The sequence below is a fragment of the Streptosporangium oxazolinicum genome (assembly GCF_039537505.1).
In the GTDB taxonomy this organism is placed as follows: domain Bacteria; phylum Actinomycetota; class Actinomycetes; order Streptosporangiales; family Streptosporangiaceae; genus Streptosporangium; species Streptosporangium oxazolinicum.
On record NZ_BAABAQ010000001.1, the window covers coordinates 324,965 to 342,058 of the forward strand.

Sequence of the window (17,094 nt, forward strand, 5' to 3'; positions counted from 1 at the left end):
TCCGCGTACCGCGATCTCCGCGTACCGCGATCTCCGCGTACCTCGGCCACCGCGGCGTGGCGCGCCTTTCGCCCGCGTTACGGAACGACCGTGATGTGGTTGGGCACCGGGGGCGTGATCGACGGGTTCGCCGCGAAGTAGGCGGCGAAGGCGTCGATGTCCAGCGGGCCGCTCCACAGGTCGGTGCCGTCCTTGAAGGCGAGGAAGGCGTCACCGCCGCCGACGAGGAAGTTGTTGGCCGCGACCCTGATCGTCTGCGTGTCCGTCACGGCGACACCGTCGATCTTCATCTCGGAGACCTTCGAACCCCACGGCGCGCTCGCGCTGTAGGTGTAGGTGAAGTTCGACGACGGCTGCAGGATCTTGGTGAACGCCTGGGCGTTGGGACCGCCGACGAACTGCTGCTCCAGAACGGTCTTGAGCTGCGCGCCGGTGAGCGTGACCACCTGCATGAGGTTGTTGAACGGCTGGACCGTGAACGCCTCGCCGTACGTCACCACGCCGTCGCCCTCGCCGGCGGGCGAGCCCGCGTAGGTGAGGCTGGCCCGCACGCCGCCCGGGTTCATCAGGGCGATCTGGGCGTTGCCGCCGGTCTTCGTCGCGGCGAGCTGGCCGTCCGCGATGAGGTTGCCCAGGGGGGACTCCCCGGAGGCCACGGCGGTGTTGGTGATGTCCGCGGTGATCCTGCCGATCGGCCTGTTCGCCACCGTCGCGACGCGGTCCTTCCACGTCTGGACGAACGTGGCGATCTCCGGGTCGGGGGTGACGGTCCTGGTCACGACCTGGTTGTCGGCCACGACCGAGGAACGCACGACGTCGCGGGTCTTGACGTCCACCTGGAAGTCGACCTTGGTGATGACCCGGCCGAAGGAGCCGCCCTGGCTGTAGAGGCGGGTGCCGCCCTTGGGGTCGGCCACCGTGCACAGGTACGCCTGGTGGGAGTGACCGCTGAGGATCATGTCGACCTCGGCGTCGACCTGCGTGGCGATCCGGTTGCCCGCGCCCGGCTGGGCGCTGCACGCGTCGGGCGACTGGCCCGCGGTGACCTGGTCGCCCTCGTGCACGAGCACGACCTGGGCCTTGACGCCGACGATCTGGAGGAGCTTGGACGCGACGTTCGCGGCCTTCACCTCGTCGATGAACTCAAGGTCCTTGATGCCCTCGGAGGTGACGATGTTCGGGGTGGTCTGGGTGACCAGGCCGATGAAGCCGACCGGCACGCCGTTCATCCAGCGGATCGCGACCGGGGGCAGCGCGGGGATGCCGTAGCCCTTGAGGAGGCTCAGCAGCAAGCTGCTGTTCGACCCGCCCAGGGCCTCCAGCGCCTGCTTCTCCGCGCCTCGCGCCGGGCGCTTGAAGATGACGTTCGCGCCGAGGTAGCTGAAGTCCGCGCCCTTCCACTTGCCGGCGGGCGAGCAGCCGTCCACCGGGTGGCAGCCACCGTTCATGATCCGCTTGAGCTCGGCGTACCCCTCGTCGAACTCGTGGTTGCCCACGGCGGAGGCGGTGACGCCGACCTTGCCGAGAAACTCCACCGAGGGCTCGTCGTGGTAGGCCGCGGAGATCAGCGGGCTGGCGCCGATCAGGTCGCCCTGGGCGACCTTCAGCGTGTTCTTGTCGGAGAGCTGCTTGAGGTGGGTGGCGGCGTACGCGGCACCACCCGCGTCGACCGTCGCGCCGGTCTCGTCGACCATGCGGCCGGAAGAACCGGTCGGCGGCTCAAGGTTGCCGTGGAAGTCGTTGAGGGAGAGCAGGCGGACCGGCACCGTCTTGGCGGGCTTGGAGGGCGTGGCGGGCTTGTTGCCCGCCTGGGCCGGTCCGATCGCGAGCACGAGACTGGCCCCGGCGAGCACGCTCGCCATGGCCAACCGCTGGAAGGAACGAGACATCATGAACCACGACACTAAAGGGACTACCTGTGCAAGGAATGACCGAGAGGTAACGATTCACCCGATGGGGACATGGCGCCTTTTGCCAGTCCCCGGTGAGCTCTGGGAATACGTACCCGCTTAGAGTCCACACCATGAACGTGCGTGTGGAGTACCGAGGGCCACTCGGCGAACAAGAGGTGTCCGACGTCCTCGCGGTGGTGGAGGCGGCCACGGAGGCCGACGGGGTCAGACCACTCAACGAGCATGTCATGCTGCACCTGCGCTACGGCGGCGACGAGCGGGCCGGAGCCGTGCTGCTGTACGCCGGGGACGACCTCGCGGGCTACGCCCACGTCGACCCGACCGACCCCGTCGAGGGCCCCAGCGGGGAGCTGGTCGTCCATCCCGCGTTCCGCAGGAGGGGGTACGGGCGGCGGCTGCTGGAGGCCGTGCTCGACCACACCGGCGGGCATCTGCGCCTGTGGGCGCACGGCGGGCATCCGGCCGCCGAGGCTCTCGCCCGGTCGGCGGGCTTCGACAGGGTCAGGTCCCTGTGGCGGATGCGCCGCTCCCTGTCCTCCGACATCCCCGGCTTCGACCTTCCCGAGGGGGTACGGCTGCGCACGTTCGAGCCCGGCACCTCCGACCGGGAGGCGTGGGTGGCACTCAACGCCAAGGCATTCGCCCAGCACCCCGAGCAGGGGGCGTGGACGATCGAGGACCTGGAACGGCGCGAGCGGGAGCCCTGGTTCGACCCGGCCGGATTCTTCCTCGCCGTACGACCGAGCGGCGACGGTGACGGCGACCGGCTGGTGGGCTTCCACTGGACCAAGGTCCACGGCGACGGCGACCACGCGCACGAACCCCTCGGCGAGGTCTACGTCGTCGGCGTCGACCCCGCGGAGCAGGGAGGCGGCCTGGGCAGATCGCTCACCCTCGCGGGCCTGGCCCACCTGCGGGCACGGGGCCTGAACCAGGTGATGCTGTACGTGGACGAGAGCAACCCCTCGGCGATCCGCCTGTACGAGAGGCTGGGCTTCACCCGCTGGGACGTCGACGTGATGTACCGGAAGTGACGCACGTGAAGCAGGACGCGCCGGACCGGGTTCGTCCCCGGTCCGGCGCGGTCGTCCGGTAACCACGTCCGGCGCGGTCGCCCTGGAGCTACTCGACCATCCAGTGGAGCGCGAAGTAGGACAGCGCGGCGACGAACGCGGCGGCCGGGATCGTGAGGATCCAGGCGGTCACGATGTTGCCCGCGACGCCCCAGCGCACGGCCGACAGGCGCTTGGTGGCACCGACGCCCATGATCGCGCTGGTGATCGTGTGGGTGGTCGAGATGGGGGCGCCGAAGCCGATGGCCGCCGTGTAGAGCACGGTCGCCGCGGCCGTCTCCGCGGCGAATCCCTGCGGTGGATCGAGCGCGATGATCCGGCGTCCGAGCGTCCGCATGATCCGCCAGCCGCCCGCGTACGTGCCGAGCGAGATGGCGGTGGCGGCGGCGAGGATGACCCACTGGGGGATCGGGTCACCGTCGTTCTGGTAACCGCCGACCACGAGGGCCAGGAAGATGACCCCCATGGTCTTCTGCGCGTCCTGGAGGCCGTGGCCCAGCGCCATCGCGGCCGCGGACACGGTCTGCGCGTGGCGGAAGCCCCGGTTGGTCCTCGTGGGCTGGGAGCGCCGGAACCCCCAGAGAATTCCGATCATGATGAGCCCGGCGAGGGTGAAGCCGACCAGCGGGGACAGGATCATCGGGATGACGACCTTCTCCACCACCCCGTCCCAGTGGACGGTGCTCGCCGAGGCGAGCGCGGAGCCGACCAGGCCGCCGATCAGCGCGTGACTGCTTGAGGAGGGGAGGCCGAAGTACCACGTGACGAGGTTCCAGGTGATCGCGCCGACCAGGCCCGAGCCGACGATGACGAGGCCGTGGCTTCCCTGCGGGGCGTCGATGATGCCCTTGCCGACGGTCGCCGCCACCTGCGTACCGAGATGCGCACCCAGGAAGTTCATGGCCGCGGCCATGAACAGCGCGGCCCTCGGCGTCAGCGCGCGCGTCGAGACGGAGGTCGCGATCGCGTTCGCGGCGTCGTGGAAACCGTTGGTGTAGTCGAACACCAACGCCACGACCACCACGCCGATGACGAGTGCGAGCGTGAGATCCACTTAGCTTTCCTTGACCGCGATCGACTCGATCGTGTTGGCCACGTGCTCGAAGGCGTCGGCGGCCATCTCCAGCTGATCGATGACCTCCTTCATCTTGAGGACGGTCAACGCGTCGTACTCGCCGCCGAAGAGCTTGGCGAGAAGGCGGCGGTAGACCTGGTCGGCCTGGTTCTCCAGCCGGTTGATCTCGATCCAGTACTCGTTGAGGTTCTTCATCGAACGCAGCCGTGGCATGGCCTCGGCGGTGAGCTCCGCCGCGCGCTCCAGGACCTCGACCTGCCGGACGACCTCCTTGGGGAGGTGGTCGATCTGGTACAGGACGATCAGGTCCGCGGCCGCCTCCATGTAGTCCATCACGTCGTCGAGGTTCGAGGCGAGACGGTAGATGTCCTCGCGGTCGAAGGGCGTGATGAAGCTTTCGTTGAGCCGGTTCATGATCGCGTGAGTGCGCTCGTCACCGGCGTGCTCACATGCGCGCATCTTCTCGGCCAGGGCTTCTCTGTCCGATCCGTCACTGATGATCTCTACCAGCAGACGGGACGCTGTGACGAGGTTGTTCGCCGAGTCGGCGAACAAGTCGTAGTAGCTGTCCTCACTAGGTGTGAGACGCAGGCGCACGTCGTTCTCCAGATGTGCGGGGATGGTCCGCAGAGAAGGGTACGGGTTACCAGCGGAAATGCGAACTTCACCCGCTAGACGCGCACTCTTCGTGATGTCGTTACCCGGCGGGTACCCGGCGACACACAGCTTGAGGCAGTCTTGCGGGCATCTTTCCGGTGACCGTTTTTGCTAGTTTTCGGCCACATTATGCCGAAGACAGGTCACGTATGGGACTCTCTCCCCCGGACCACCGTCCGGCATGCTGCCCGCGCTCCCCTTCGAAGCCTCTTGGAAGCCCGGCTCCCACGACGTTCCTCCGAGATCCACCAAGATCGAAGAGATCGATGACCTGCGCGAACAAACAGGGTGATTTCCATCACGACCTCTCACTAAACCGCGTTCAGGCCCCCTCCCACCGGGGATCGCGAAGATCAGATGGGGGTCCGGTGGAAGTTGAGGTACGAACGGCTCGGCGTCGGCCCCCGCTGCCCCTGGTAGCGCGATCCGTACTTCTCCGAACCGTAGGGATACTCCGCCGGGGAGCTGAGCCGGAACATGCAGAGCTGGCCGATCTTCATACCGGGCCAGAGCTTGATCGGCAGCGTCGCGACGTTGGAGAGCTCCAGCGTGACGTGCCCGCTGAACCCCGGGTCGATGAACCCCGCCGTCGAGTGCGTCAGCAACCCGAGCCTGCCCAGCGAGCTCTTGCCCTCCAGCCGCGAGGCGATGTCGTCCGGCAGCGTGACGACCTCGTACGTGCTCGCCAGCACGAACTCCCCCGGATGCAGGATGAACGGCTCACCCTTGTCCGGCTCGACCATCCGCGTCAGATCGGGCTGCTCGACCGCCGGATCGATGTGGGGATACCGGTGGTTCTCGAAGACTCGGAAGTAGCGGTCCAGGCGTACGTCCACGCTGGACGGCTGGATCATCTCCGGCTGGAAGGGATCGATCCTGACCCTTCCGGCCTCGATCTCAGTGGCGATGTCACGATCGGAAAGCAGCACGTGTGGAACCTACCAACGCCGGACTCGTGAAACCCGCTCCCCGGAAGGACCCACGAACCTTTCCCAGAGGGAACGCACACCCAGAAAGGACGCACGAATCCCAGAGGGAGCACACGGATCCCAGAAGGGACGTACGCATCCCGGAAGGAGCACACAGATCCCGGAAGGAGCGCACGGATCCTGGAAGGAGCGCACGCTCCCTGCTCCCTGCTTCCGGCGAGGGCGCGCGGATCTTGCCCCTCACGAATCTTGCTCCCCGGAGGGACGAGAGTCGCCCAACTTTCCGCTAGAGTGGTGACGCGCGGCACGCCGCACGCGGGTGTAGTTCAATGGCAGAACATCAGCTTCCCAAGCTGACAGCGCGGGTTCGATTCCCGTCACCCGCTCCACATACAAAGGCCCAGGTCAGGATGCAAATCCCAGCCGGGGCCTTCGTTGTTTCCGGAACCTCTTCGATCTTCCATGCCCGTTACGTGCCCGATCCCGATGGTTCTTCCCTCTTAAGAACGGCTTCGGTGAGCTTTCCCATGCCACCGGCGATCATCTGACCCCGGCAACTGCGGTTACACGGGTGGGGCCCTGCACACGCCGGTCCTGCTGCCTGCCGGGACGTGATCAGACGCGACGGGGCAGCGGTAACGCTCTTCGGCGCCCTCCGCACCAAAGGGCACCACCCCGCCGCGCCCGCCTATCGACCGACGTAGTCGGCCAGAACCTGGGCAGCGCCCGCCACGTCGCCGATCGGGTGGCGCTTCTCGACCGACTGCCAGGAGGAGAAGGCACCGCCGTAGCCGACGAACACCCACACCGGCAGGCCGACCTGTGGACGCGGGATCATCAGCGCACTGTCGTTGTCGCGCAGTTCGGCCCGTACGCCGAACCGCAGCAACCCGTTTCGCAGCCGGGTGAGGGCATGCGCCTCCTTCTGCTGGCGTTCCTGCCGAAGGCAGGCCGCAGCGGTCTGCATGATCGGATTCATCTCACGTTCCTTTCGACCCGGCCGGTTGCGAGGCAGTCGAGACATTCCTGTTCTCCCTGCGTCTCGGGATCACCACCGCTCTCGCCGACGAGAAGGGCACGGCGCGAGCTGCACAGCTTGGTTCCACGTCCCCGGCACGTGGGGCAGGGGCGTGTCTCGCTGGTCTCCTCTGGCCGGGTCACCGTCGCCATCTCCTCGGATGTGATCCGCGTTCCCTGCGGCGGAAAGCGGGCTGACGTACCGTGTTGCTTGATGGCAAGTCCACCGGCAATCCAAGAAGGACAGGACCCCCAAACGGCCCCCCTGAATCCCCCCTCTTGAGCCCCCAGCCGGGAGGAAGGCCCCAGATGTCCGACAACATCCCCAACGTCCAACTCCGGGCTTGGCGTAACGAGCACCGTCTGACGCGTGCCGAACTGGCCAACCGGATCAACGCGACGCCGATCGGCATCAGGGAGTCTCTGGCGTGCGATGAGGAGCGCATCCGGCGCTGGGAAGCCGGAGGGGTCAGGTGGCCCCATTCTCCGTACCGGCTCGCCATCACCCAGTTGACCGGACTTCAACCCGAAGACCTGGGATTCCGGCCGAACAGACGCGGGGCCGGCCAGCTCGTTGAAGCCACCAGCATCATCCCCATGGACGCGTTGCGAGCCGAGGCCGACCTGTACGGCACCATGGAACTCGCCCAGCAGCTCCAGGCATCCGACGTCGGAACCGGGACGCTCGAAGCCCTCGCCGAGGCCGTCGATCTGCTTTGCCGCGCCTACCCCGTCGTTTCGGCCGCCACATTGCGCGATCGGACCCAGAAGCGCCTCCCTCAGGTCAACGGCCTACTCGGTGGACGGATCACCCTCGCCCAGCACCGCGAACTCCTCGTCATAACCGGATGGCTGACGGCCCTGCTCGGGTGCGTTCACTACGACCTGGGAGAACGCGAGGAGGCCGAGACCGCCCGCCGCGCCGCCTACGAGATGGGCCGCCAGGTCGGCCACGGTGAACTCATGGGCTGGGCACACGAGATGTCAGCGTGGTTCGCTCTGGTCGAGGGCCGCTATGAAGGCGTGGTCACCTCTGCCCGCATGGGCCAGGCCGTCGCCGGCCAATCCAGCGCTCAGGTTCAACTCACCCTGCAAGAGGCCCGCGGACTGGCCCGAATCGGCGACCGCCGCGAAGCGGACAAGGCCCTCACCCGAGGAGCTGACGCCCTCGCCAAGCTCCCACTTCCTGGGAACCCAGATCATCACTTCGTGTTTGATCACGCTAAGCCGCGGTTGCCGCGCCGCATCCTGGTGTCTTCCGCGACAATCAGCACCGTGATCGATCATTACCGCAATCTGTTCGACCGGCACCAGTGGTTAGAGGGCGCGCTTTGCTGGACTGTGGTGCAACCCCTCGACGAAGAGATCAGTGCGGAAGACCTCCTGCGGCGGCTGAACGGAGGCCGGGACCCCCAGCAACGCATCATGGAATATCCCACGGAGGAGGCCTGGAGGGAGGATCTGCCGGTGCTCTTCGCCTTCGGGGGCGAAGGAACCTACGGCTTCCTGGAGTTCAGCTACGGCTATGCCACACCCGATCACATCCTCGTCGAACTCAGCAAGACGTCACGGGTCTGGATGACGACCTGGCACACCAACGGGGGATACACGATCCTCAAGGCGGCCGACGGCCAGATCAAGGCACGGATGGGCTACTTCATCTTCGCTGAGCACCGCATCCAGGAGGGCGACCCCAACATCCTGGCCGATTTCCTGCCCATGCTCGACAGCCTCGACCAGGAGGACTACCGCGGCAAGCTCAGCGCGGCATTCGCCTTCATCGAGGCATCCACCGGCATGCGCCTTGAGAGCGACTGGCTGGATGTAGAAGAGGCACCCGTCATCATCCTCGACAACTGAAATGAGGACTGAACGCAGCTGACCGGACATAGCGCTGGTGACCCTCAAACCCATGCCTCCGGCGGGGGCGCTCCGACTCCGGGATCATCGCCGCGTCCGCTGTCTGAGCCGTAGGTGGCGGAGGTGGAAGCCTGATCATCCCGTCCGCCATCGACCCGGGACAAGCCGAGCAGACCAGGGCCACGGGGTCAAGGTCGTTCGTCCGGTGGGGCGCTCCACCTTGACCCCGTGGCCCTGGCCCGCTTCCCCTTCGGGCGGGTCGACGACAGACGGGATGATCAGGCGGCCGGCGTGTGCGCGTCGCGCGAGAAACACCAGGTCGCGGGCTGATCGTCGTGACATTAGCGTGCCATTAAGGGCGATAACGAGGGGGCAACTACGGTCACTCATGACCGACCGCAGACCCAGGTCAACGCCCCTACAAGCCAAGATCCTTACAATTCCCAAGCTGACAGCGCGGGTTCGATTCCCGTCACCCGCTCCACCTCAGGAAAACGGCATCTTCCGAACGGCCGGATAACCCACATGCTCAGGCTCATGCCGTGATGTCACACTGTCGCGGTGTCCCGAACCGAGCTCAGCGATATCGAGTACCTACGTCACATCGAGCACCTGGCACGCGAGATCGTCAACACGGCAGACAACGAGGGATGGCTCACTCTTGCCACCATCTCCGATGAGGCCACGCCACTTCAGCGAGCAGTGATCGAGACAGCCCGCCGACTCCGTCACCATCACTTCGACGGGGACGGGTGTCTCGACGAGGACCTTCCGCTGATGAAACTCGCCGGGGTGGTCATCCTCCGGCCGGACGCCCTTCCCGTCGGCATGGAAGAGAGCTACAGCGAGATCTGCGCCCGCCTGGACGTCGAAGCCCGACCCGAAGGGTGGGCGATCTGGAACACCTGGGCCAAAGACGGCCAGTCCATCTCGATCGTCTTGATCGACTCCAGCGGCACTGAAGGACTGCTCATGAACTGGGCACAGGGCATCGAGGTCTACCCGGTCACCCCTCTCCCGGCCCAAGTGGTCCTGACACGGCAGGGATGGGTCACTCCTATGCCCCTGTCCCCTGCCAGTGCCCGGAAACCGGAGACGATTCGGCCCATCCGTACTCAGTGATCAGGAGATTTCCGGAAAGGTCAAGTGACCCTGCAGCATCGCTGCTGAGTCCGCTCCGCACCCCCTCCAGAGCTTCGACCGTCGGGCCATTAGCGGGCCATTAACCAGGGTGACGACGGGTCAACCACGGTCACCCACGACCGGCCCAACACCCAGGTCAGCCGCTTCACAACGCGTGATCGATGCACTTCCCAAGCTGACAGCGCGGGTTCGATTCCCGTCACCCGCTCCAAGAGCGAAAGCCCAGCTAAAGAAGTGACCTAGAGCTGGGTTTTTTTCGTTCCCCTGGCGCTGACAGCTCCCGAGCAAGCCTGTCGCGGCCGAAGACTGTTACCGCAGAAAGAGCAGCGGAAGCCTACAGACTGAGCCTCGAAGTTGCCGCCTGCAACTTATGCGTCCGCGAGCTGTCGGTGATGCACCGTTAGGGGCTCGATTTCTGTGGTGTCGTCGTCGACGACGAGCTCGACGCGGAACCGAACCCCCATTGCCGCACCGAGGCGCAGCAGCGTCGCTATACCAGGAATGCCACCACCGCCCTCGATGCGAGACAGGGCGGGCTGGGACATCCCGGAGCGCTCCGCTACGACCTTCTGAGACAAACCTCGGCGCTTACGGATCTCACGCAACTGGTCTCCAAGCTCCAGGTCACGGCCCGCCTGCTCGTACTCGGAGTGAGGCTGCGCATCCACCTCCATCTCGCGCAGACGCTTCGCCTTGTAGGTCTCCCAACGACTGTGACCCATCATGCGCTCCTCTCGAACACGTGCGTGGTGGTTAGGTCGTGCTCTGCCTCACACCGCTTCTTAGCAGCGATCGCTCGGTCGATGTCGGTGGTCTGTGTCCCATCCTGTATCTTGCGGAAAACCGTCAGGATCACGATCACCTTGTTGGATGGCTTCCAGAAGGTCAACCGCCAGGTCGTACGGTCGAGAGCAACACGTAGCTCGTGCACCCCTTTGGCATCCTTCAGCTTCTTCACGTGATCCCCATCAGGGATGCCACCGGTGACGAGGTAGTCGTCCACGTTCCGCATGACTCGCTGATAGAGCGGGAAGGAAAGTCCGTCCAGCCAAGACTCCACCTCCGGCTCCAGGTCGATCTCCCACTGAGACATACCATCAATAGTATATGCATTCGATGGTAACCCACAGCGGAGATGAGCACCAGGCCTGACCTCGTGTCCACTCCTCGATCTTGATTGCCATCCCAGACCAGCCGCTATGCCCTTGGCTTAGCTGAGGCGATAGTTGGTCCCGCCAGCCGTCCACTAGGCCTGTATGGGGTTGAGGTCAGGGAGCTCGCCTATGTGGTGGTTTGCCGTTCTGGTAGACCATCGCCATGGCACGTGGAGATCACCGATCACGCTGGCGCATGCCCCCGTGCCCGTTACGTGCCCGTCAGCAGAGGGAGCAAGGGGAACTCACGAATCACGGGTAGCCGAAGCACTCCCCACAGGTCAACGCTTCCCCAGCTCAGAGGCCAAGTGCGTTAGAGACTTCCCAAGCTGACAGCGCGGGTTCGATTCCCGTCACCCGCTCCACGCTTGAAGACCCAGGTCAGGACATGAATCCAGACCGCGGTGTGCGGATAGATCAGCGCGGCCCGTGTGGTCAAGCGGCGGTGCCGTGCGCCGCCGTACGCCTCGCCGCGCGTCTCCGCGCCACGCATGCGACCTGGGGGCCGTTCACAGCGCGAGCGCTGCGCGAGGCATCGCCGTAGTGGCCCGCGCCACACCCAACACCGCGCTGATCACAGGCACACCGTCGCCTACCCAAAACCGCCGAACTCGTTCACGGCCTGTTCAACGGTCTCGCGAAACTCCAACCGCTGGTCTAATCTTCCCCGCCGAAAACGCTCCCTGAGATCAACCGGAGTCGCCGCGATAAGCAGCCTTCCGCCAGCCGTCATGACCCGCTTCGCCGCACCGATGACGGCCCCGACCCCATCGTCGTCCCAGGCGGCGACTCCCCCCAGGTCGAGAACCAATCGCGGAGGACCATCCACCTTCAGACTCGCTATCTCGCCTTGGAGAAGCATTGCTGGAGCAGCGTCCTGGGTGAACGCACCCTTCACATGCAGAACGGTGCACTCATCGTGGTGCCCCAACTCCAGCGTGGTTCCAGGTTTCTTACTCGGCATGGCGCACCCGCCTTCTGTCCCTACTCGCCGGTGCCTCAGCCTCATTCTGCCTCTGGCGGGGGGTTCGGCTCCGGGACAATCGAATCGCAAAACCGAAGAGTTGTAGATGGCTGAGGTGAGGCCGGATCTTCTCGCCTGCCACGTTCCAGGCAAGCCCAACATCTCGACTCCCCCGGCTCAAGGCTGTCTGTGACCGTTGGCATTCAATGACCGGGGAACGTCTACCGGCCGACGTACACACGAGACGACCTTGCCCCTCCGGGGTGGGACGAGGCAGACGGGAAGATCTGGTGGGCTCGGTGTGCGCATGAGGTTCTCGGGCTGCGCCATTCGCGACTGGTGGCCCGACATTGAGACCGGTACCGTGCCACGGTGCTCACCATCCGGATGAACGAAGCAGCGGCGTCCGCGCTTCGACCGCTGACGACTGTCGATCCGCCACCCACCGTTCCCGCCCTCGGCCAGGAGCTTCGTGACAAGTTCACCGAGGGGCTCACCTACAACGACGGCGCCTGGATATTCACTGAGCACATCGGTCAATGGGCGGGCGCGCCCGCTTCCGCTTCGGCGGCGATCACGAAGATGGGCTGGAAAAATCTGTCCGGTTACGAATGGAACGTCAACGCCTTCCATCTGGAAGATTACACGCCGGTACATAGGGAGAATCTCAATGGGCGACCTTGGATCAGTCACGAAGACCAGGTCATGCTATTGAAACTCGGCTTGGTTGTGGCCGACAACGTGTTCGGTCTCGTCCGAGCGCTACCGGAGCCGATCCCCGTCCGATGTGTCATCGGCGCGAACGACACCTGCGTGGTGTTTCGCTTTCACCAGATCCGCTGCGGGGACGAGTGGATCGATGAGGTTCCGAAGAAGCCGGACGACCCAGACATGATGGCCGTCGTTGACCGTCATCCTTGATAAGGGATCAGTTTTCCGGCGGCGTGCTCGTTGTGTGCCCGTCAGTAGGGGGAGCAAGGGAAACTCACGGGGAACCGAAGCCCTCCCCCGCAGGTCAGCATCTCCCCAGCTCAGCGACCAAACGCGTTGGAGACTTCCCAAGCTGGCAGCGCGGGTTCGATTCCCGTCACTCGCTCCAACGGTACTGAAGTTCACCTCGGCTCTTTCTGGATATCGGTTTTCTCCTCGTCCTCATCAAGGGGGGCGAGGAGACCACAGGCTCCCTCAATACCTCCCGAGGAGATCAGGTCGCGGATCGCCGCCACCATGCTTTCGAACCCGCCGTCCCTGATGATGATCAGGTCCGAGCAGCAGAAGTAGCGGCCACCAAGAGACTCGCCCGTACGCGCGTTCTTGTCCATGATCCGTCTGACTACGTCCAACGTCATGAAAGTCGCATATCGCCGGGAGCCGTCGGGGAAGGTGATCGTCGCATCAGCCTCCTCGGCGGTCTCAGGTGCGTGCCCTTCCCATTGGGGGATCAGCATCTCGAAATCGGACTCGCTCACACGGTAGAAAGGACCGACGATCTCGATCATGCAGTTCACTCTGTCTCCAGCCGCCAGGTACTGCAAGCTGTCGATCGCGCCTGACGTGATCACGGTAGAGAAGCGGCCAAGACCTTGATCGCGTGCCAGATGCGTGCGAGAACAGACGGGGAACTACGGTGACTCGACCTGCCCTGACCTGCACCCCTGTTTTCCCAGCTCAGGGCAGCCAGATCAGCAGGTGATTCCCAAGCTGACAGCGCGGGTTCGATTCTCGTCACCCGTTCCACTTCGGAAAATGGCACTTTCCGATGGGCCGGATGACCCATGTGCTCAGGCTCATGCCCTGATGTCACACTGTCGCGGTGTCCCGAACCGATCTCAGCGGGATCGGACTCAGTGATCATGAGGTCTTCGGAGACATCGGGCGACTCCGCACCGTCGCTGCTGTGGCGATCACCCGATCCCGGTTCTTGACCTCGTGTAGATAGATCATCGCGGCCTTCGCGCCGGAGCGACCCATCCGCGACATCGGTTCCTTGAGCGAGACCCCGGCGGTCATCGCCGTCAGGGTGTTGCCCGTGTGCCGGAGATCATGAACCTGCGGATCGGGGACGCGCTTACCACCTGAGTGATCAGCCAGCCGGTGTAGACGTGCTTTTCGTCGGAGGTTCGCCGTTTGGTACGGGCTCGGCTGGGGCGGGGCGGTCGTAGATCCCGACGGCCCACCTGCCTGGTTGTTCACCGATCTCGGCCAGCAGACGTTCGCGCACTTTGGGACTCTTCAGCGCGTAGGACTGGGCCGCCTCGTCACACCCTTTCGACTTCCGGATCGGCTCGCAGCCCGTGACGGCTTTCGCCACCTCCCCGACCGGGGCGTCCGCCGGGAAGACCCAGACCTGCAGGGACTGCGGACGCTTCAGCCAGTTGGAGGGCGCCGAAAGCCGGTCGTGCTGTCCGCCCACCGAATCCTTGCACCGTCCGACCGTACCGCCCGGTTCGCCGCTCTTGAGCTGCTGCGCGATGACAACCCAGGCACGGGGATCGGTGCAAACCACCTTGTACCCGGTGGAGGTACTGCTCGGAGTGAAGGTCACCGTCCAGGTGACGCCCTCCGTCTCGAACCGCTGGGAGTGGATGAGGGGGAGATCGATTTTCTCGGCTCCCAACACCACGGGAAACTCTTCGGGGAGCTCCGGTCCGGGATCCACTTGGACCGAGTCCACAGGACGTTGGGCGACCGTCGTCTCGGCTCTCCCGGATGGCCCGGTCAGCGGGCCGTTCACCAACCCGACGGCGGCAACGGCGAAGACCGCCGCTGTCCCGGCTATCACCGCCCGCCGAATACGGCGCGTGCGGCGGCCCCGCTTCACGATCGCGTCGAGATGAACGGCCGGTCCGTGGTGGGCCCGTTCCCCGCCGTGCTCGGTCAGGAGCTTTCGCAGGTCACTCTCGGTGTGCCTCATCGCTAAACCCTCTCCAGGTTCATGGTCTGCATGTCCGGATCGACTCGAAGACGAGTGAGGGCCCGGCTGAGCTGACGCTTCACCGCTCCCAGTGAGCAACCGACGATGTCCGCGACCTGGGTGAGCGTCCGTCCCTCGAAGTAGTGCAGAACGATCACCGCGCGTTGGCGTGGGGAAAGTGTGCCGATCGCGCTCCACAGCACGGCCTGATCGTCTACCTCGGCGGCCGTGTCGCGTGGATCGACCGTCTCGGGGATACTCGCGGCCGGCACCTCCCCGCGCCAGTGCCTTCGCCACCATGAGGCATGGGTGTTCACGATGATCCGATAGACGTACGGGTCGGGGTTGCCCTCGATCCGCCGCCAGGCAAGCCATGCCTTCGACAGTGCGGTCTGCACTAAATCCTCGGCTGTGCCCCAATCCTGGGTGAGGAGATATGCCATCCGGCACAGCCGTAGGCGCCGGTGCGCCACGTACTCGGCGAACCCGTCGTCCATCCGTCATCTCCGTTTCGTTGTCTCCGGCGATGATTACCGTCTGGGAGGCGCATTCGGATGACAGGTGTCCTACACCAAGATGGCTCATCGGGCGGAAAGGGTAGACGAGAAGCGCGAACCCGGACACCGGCTGTGGAGACGGAGGCGAAAACCGTCTTGCCCCTCTGTCTCAGGCTGTCGAACCTCCGGGACGGGACGAGGAAGACGAACACCTCATCGTCGTGCGCGCGAAGCTCGGAGACCACCGGCGCGTGCAGTGCGACCGTACGCGCGCCGGTGACGAACCTCGGCCGCGTTCCGCGTCGGCGCTGTCGACGCGAAACTCTGGTGTCCGGGAGAAGGAAGATCACTTCTTACCCGTACGCCCCGGGAAGGTCACATACCTTCTTCGTCTGACCGGCGCGCTTCTTGCCCGCGCTCAAGCCGTTGCCGATGTCGGTTTAGGTGATCGGGCTGTTCCCGCATCTCGACGCCACAGCCAAATCGCGCCGACCGGGGACATCGGCTGAGAGCCGTACCCAGGACATCGGCTAAAAGCCGTGCCACGCGTCCTCTCTCGCCGGCGCTTCCACCGCGGCTGTGAGACTGAGACCTACGAGGCCAGCCGCTCATGGGAGCCGGTTGGTTCGACACCGCGTTCGGCCTGGTTGATCTCGGCCCACACCGTATCGAGGGAGATGCCGAGGACACCGGCGATCGCCGCGACGGTCGAGAAGGCGGGGGTCGCCACGCGGCCCGACTCGATCTTCCGGAGGGTCTCCGGTGAGACGCACGCGTCGAGCGCGATCGAGAGCATCGAGCGCTCTCCCCTGGCGTGACGCAACAGGGCGCCGAGGCGCTGTCCGCGCTCGACCTCCGCGGGTGTGAGCGGCAACCTGACCATGGCGCCGATTCTATACCGGAGCTCCGATTCTAATACCGGGATAATATGGCCGGGATAGTTATTGGATGCATGAGAAGAGCGCCGCATGATCGAGATCCTGAACCCCGCCCAACTGACCCGAGCGAAGGACACCGGCGCCCTGGTCGCCGACATCCTGCGGACGCTGAAGAGTCGTAGCACGGTCGGTACGAACCTCCTGGACATCGACCGGTGGGCCCAGGCCATGATCGTCGAGGCCGGAGCACTGTCCTGCTACGTCGACTACGAACCGTCGTTCGGACGCGGGCCGTTCGGCCACTACATCTGCACGGCCGTCAACGACGCCGTACTCCACGGGCTGCCACACGACTACACGCTCGCCGACGGCGACCTGCTGACACTCGACCTCGCCGTCTCCAAGGGCGGAGTCGCCGCGGACTCCGCCATCAGCTTCATCGTGGGCGACTCCAGGCCCTCGGAGAGCGTCGCGATGATCAGCGCGACCGAACGCGCGTTGAGCGCGGGGATAGCCGCCGCCGGACCCGGGGCTCGCATCGGCGACATCTCCCACGCCATCGGCTCGGTCCTCAGCGAGGCGGGGTACCCGATCAACACCGAGTTCGGAGGTCACGGCATCGGATCGACGATGCACCAGGACCCGCACGTCTCGAACACCGGACGGCCCGGCCGTGGATACACACTGCGCCCCGGGCTGCTGCTCGCACTGGAGCCGTGGGTGATGGCCGACACCGCCGAACTCGTCACCGACGCCGACGGGTGGACGCTCCGAAGCGCGACAGGCTGCCGGACGGCACACAGCGAACACACGATCGCCATCACCGACGACGGAGCCGAAATCCTCACCCTGCCGACGCGGACCCGACCGTGAGGTCGAAGCCCACGCCGAGGTTCCCCCTACGCGATCCGCGCCTCCCACGAGACCGGACAGGATCTCGCGGCCCTGACCTGGAGCCCCCGCTCTTCGACGGCCATGCGAAGGGAAAGGTAGGACTCCAGGTGGCCTCCCGGAAAGACG

18 protein-coding genes and 1 tRNA gene are annotated in these 17,094 nt (G+C 65.3%); 6 read left to right on the top strand and 13 right to left on the bottom strand.

Annotated features, from left to right (window positions below; all coding sequences use genetic code 11):
* Positions 1–77: 77 nt before the first annotated feature.
* On the bottom strand, positions 78–1,892 hold the full coding sequence (locus ABD817_RS01530) for a bifunctional metallophosphatase/5'-nucleotidase (protein ID WP_344914170.1): 1,815 nt from the start codon (positions 1,890–1,892) through the stop codon (positions 78–80).
* A gap of 131 nt (positions 1,893–2,023) precedes the next feature.
* Between ABD817_RS01530 and mshD the strand changes: the two genes are divergently transcribed.
* Positions 2,024–2,947 carry a mycothiol synthase gene (gene mshD / locus ABD817_RS01535; protein ID WP_344914173.1) on the top strand — a complete coding sequence of 308 codons (924 nt, stop codon included), beginning with the start codon at positions 2,024–2,026 and terminating at the stop codon, positions 2,945–2,947.
* A gap of 88 nt (positions 2,948–3,035) precedes the next feature.
* On the opposite strand, the gene ABD817_RS01540 is transcribed toward mshD, so the two are convergent.
* The 3 genes from ABD817_RS01540 to dcd all read right to left on the bottom strand — a co-directional run bounded on the left by ABD817_RS01540 (position 3,036) and on the right by dcd (position 5,647).
* Positions 3,036–4,040: an inorganic phosphate transporter gene (locus ABD817_RS01540; protein ID WP_344914176.1), complete on the bottom strand. Its 1,005-nt coding sequence runs from the start codon at positions 4,038–4,040 to the stop codon at positions 3,036–3,038.
* Positions 4,041–4,658, bottom strand: coding sequence for a DUF47 domain-containing protein (locus ABD817_RS01545; protein ID WP_030924556.1), 618 nt, complete (start codon positions 4,656–4,658; stop codon positions 4,041–4,043).
* 413 nt (positions 4,659–5,071) lie between these two features.
* The gene (gene dcd, locus ABD817_RS01550; RefSeq protein WP_344914179.1) at positions 5,072–5,647 is read right to left on the bottom strand and encodes a dCTP deaminase; all 576 of its coding nucleotides are present in this window, start codon (positions 5,645–5,647) and stop codon (positions 5,072–5,074) included.
* A 315-nt stretch (positions 5,648–5,962) separates the two neighbouring features.
* On the opposite strand from dcd, the gene ABD817_RS01555 reads away from it, so the two are divergent.
* Positions 5,963–6,036: transfer RNA gene (locus ABD817_RS01555), tRNA-Gly, on the top strand.
* Positions 6,037–6,335: 299 nt separating this feature from the next.
* Here ABD817_RS01555 and ABD817_RS01560 read toward each other — a convergent pair.
* On the bottom strand, positions 6,336–6,626 hold the full coding sequence (locus ABD817_RS01560) for a hypothetical protein (protein WP_344914182.1): 291 nt from the start codon (positions 6,624–6,626) through the stop codon (positions 6,336–6,338).
* Positions 6,627–6,973: 347 nt separating this feature from the next.
* Here ABD817_RS01560 and ABD817_RS01565 point away from each other — a divergent pair, with 347 nt between their 5' ends.
* Both ABD817_RS01565 and ABD817_RS01570 read left to right on the top strand, forming a co-directional pair.
* Complete coding sequence (locus ABD817_RS01565) at positions 6,974–8,524, top strand: NsdA family TPR-like regulatory protein (RefSeq protein WP_344914185.1); 1,551 nt, start codon at positions 6,974–6,976, stop codon at positions 8,522–8,524.
* Between the two features lie 561 nt (positions 8,525–9,085).
* Positions 9,086–9,646, top strand: coding sequence for a hypothetical protein (locus ABD817_RS01570; RefSeq protein WP_344914188.1), 561 nt, complete (start codon positions 9,086–9,088; stop codon positions 9,644–9,646).
* A gap of 389 nt (positions 9,647–10,035) precedes the next feature.
* Here the strand turns inward: ABD817_RS01570 and ABD817_RS01575 are convergent, their stop codons facing one another.
* From ABD817_RS01575 to ABD817_RS01585, 3 genes are all read right to left on the bottom strand, one after another.
* Entirely contained in the window at positions 10,036–10,392 is a 357-nt protein-coding gene (locus tag ABD817_RS01575) for a helix-turn-helix domain-containing protein (RefSeq protein WP_344914191.1), read from the bottom strand.
* Complete coding sequence (locus tag ABD817_RS01580) at positions 10,389–10,760, bottom strand: type II toxin-antitoxin system RelE/ParE family toxin (RefSeq protein ID WP_344914194.1); 372 nt, start codon at positions 10,758–10,760, stop codon at positions 10,389–10,391. Before ABD817_RS01580 ends, ABD817_RS01575 begins: the two co-directional genes overlap by 4 nt.
* 653 nt (positions 10,761–11,413) lie before the next feature.
* A complete protein-coding gene (locus ABD817_RS01585; protein ID WP_344914197.1) occupies positions 11,414–11,785 on the bottom strand; it encodes an STAS domain-containing protein in 372 nt (123 codons plus the stop codon).
* Between the two features lie 372 nt (positions 11,786–12,157).
* On the opposite strand from ABD817_RS01585, the gene ABD817_RS01590 reads away from it, so the two are divergent.
* Positions 12,158–12,706, top strand: a complete 549-nt coding sequence (locus ABD817_RS01590) for a hypothetical protein (RefSeq protein WP_344914200.1) — start codon at positions 12,158–12,160, stop codon at positions 12,704–12,706.
* A gap of 191 nt (positions 12,707–12,897) precedes the next feature.
* Here ABD817_RS01590 and ABD817_RS01595 read toward each other — a convergent pair whose 3' ends face one another.
* The 5 genes from ABD817_RS01595 to ABD817_RS01615 form a co-directional block, all read right to left on the bottom strand.
* On the bottom strand, positions 12,898–13,284 hold the full coding sequence (locus tag ABD817_RS01595) for a hypothetical protein (protein WP_344914203.1): 387 nt from the start codon (positions 13,282–13,284) through the stop codon (positions 12,898–12,900).
* 352 nt (positions 13,285–13,636) lie between these two features.
* Positions 13,637–13,795, bottom strand: coding sequence for a hypothetical protein (locus ABD817_RS01600; RefSeq protein ID WP_344914206.1), 159 nt, complete (start codon positions 13,793–13,795; stop codon positions 13,637–13,639).
* Positions 13,796–13,868: 73 nt separating this feature from the next.
* Positions 13,869–14,699 carry a hypothetical protein gene (locus ABD817_RS01605; RefSeq protein ID WP_344914209.1) on the bottom strand — a complete coding sequence of 277 codons (831 nt, stop codon included), beginning with the start codon at positions 14,697–14,699 and terminating at the stop codon, positions 13,869–13,871.
* Positions 14,700–14,701: 2 nt separating this feature from the next.
* Positions 14,702–15,196 carry a SigE family RNA polymerase sigma factor gene (locus ABD817_RS01610; RefSeq protein WP_344914212.1) on the bottom strand — a complete coding sequence of 165 codons (495 nt, stop codon included), beginning with the start codon at positions 15,194–15,196 and terminating at the stop codon, positions 14,702–14,704.
* A 592-nt stretch (positions 15,197–15,788) separates the two neighbouring features.
* Positions 15,789–16,079 carry a helix-turn-helix domain-containing protein gene (locus tag ABD817_RS01615; RefSeq protein ID WP_344914215.1) on the bottom strand — a complete coding sequence of 97 codons (291 nt, stop codon included), beginning with the start codon at positions 16,077–16,079 and terminating at the stop codon, positions 15,789–15,791.
* Positions 16,080–16,164: 85 nt separating this feature from the next.
* On the opposite strand from ABD817_RS01615, the gene map reads away from it, so the two are divergent.
* Positions 16,165–16,947 (top strand): type I methionyl aminopeptidase, encoded by a 783-nt coding sequence (map, locus tag ABD817_RS01620; protein WP_344914218.1) that lies wholly within the window; start codon positions 16,165–16,167, stop codon positions 16,945–16,947.
* Positions 16,948–17,094 lie beyond the last annotated feature (147 nt).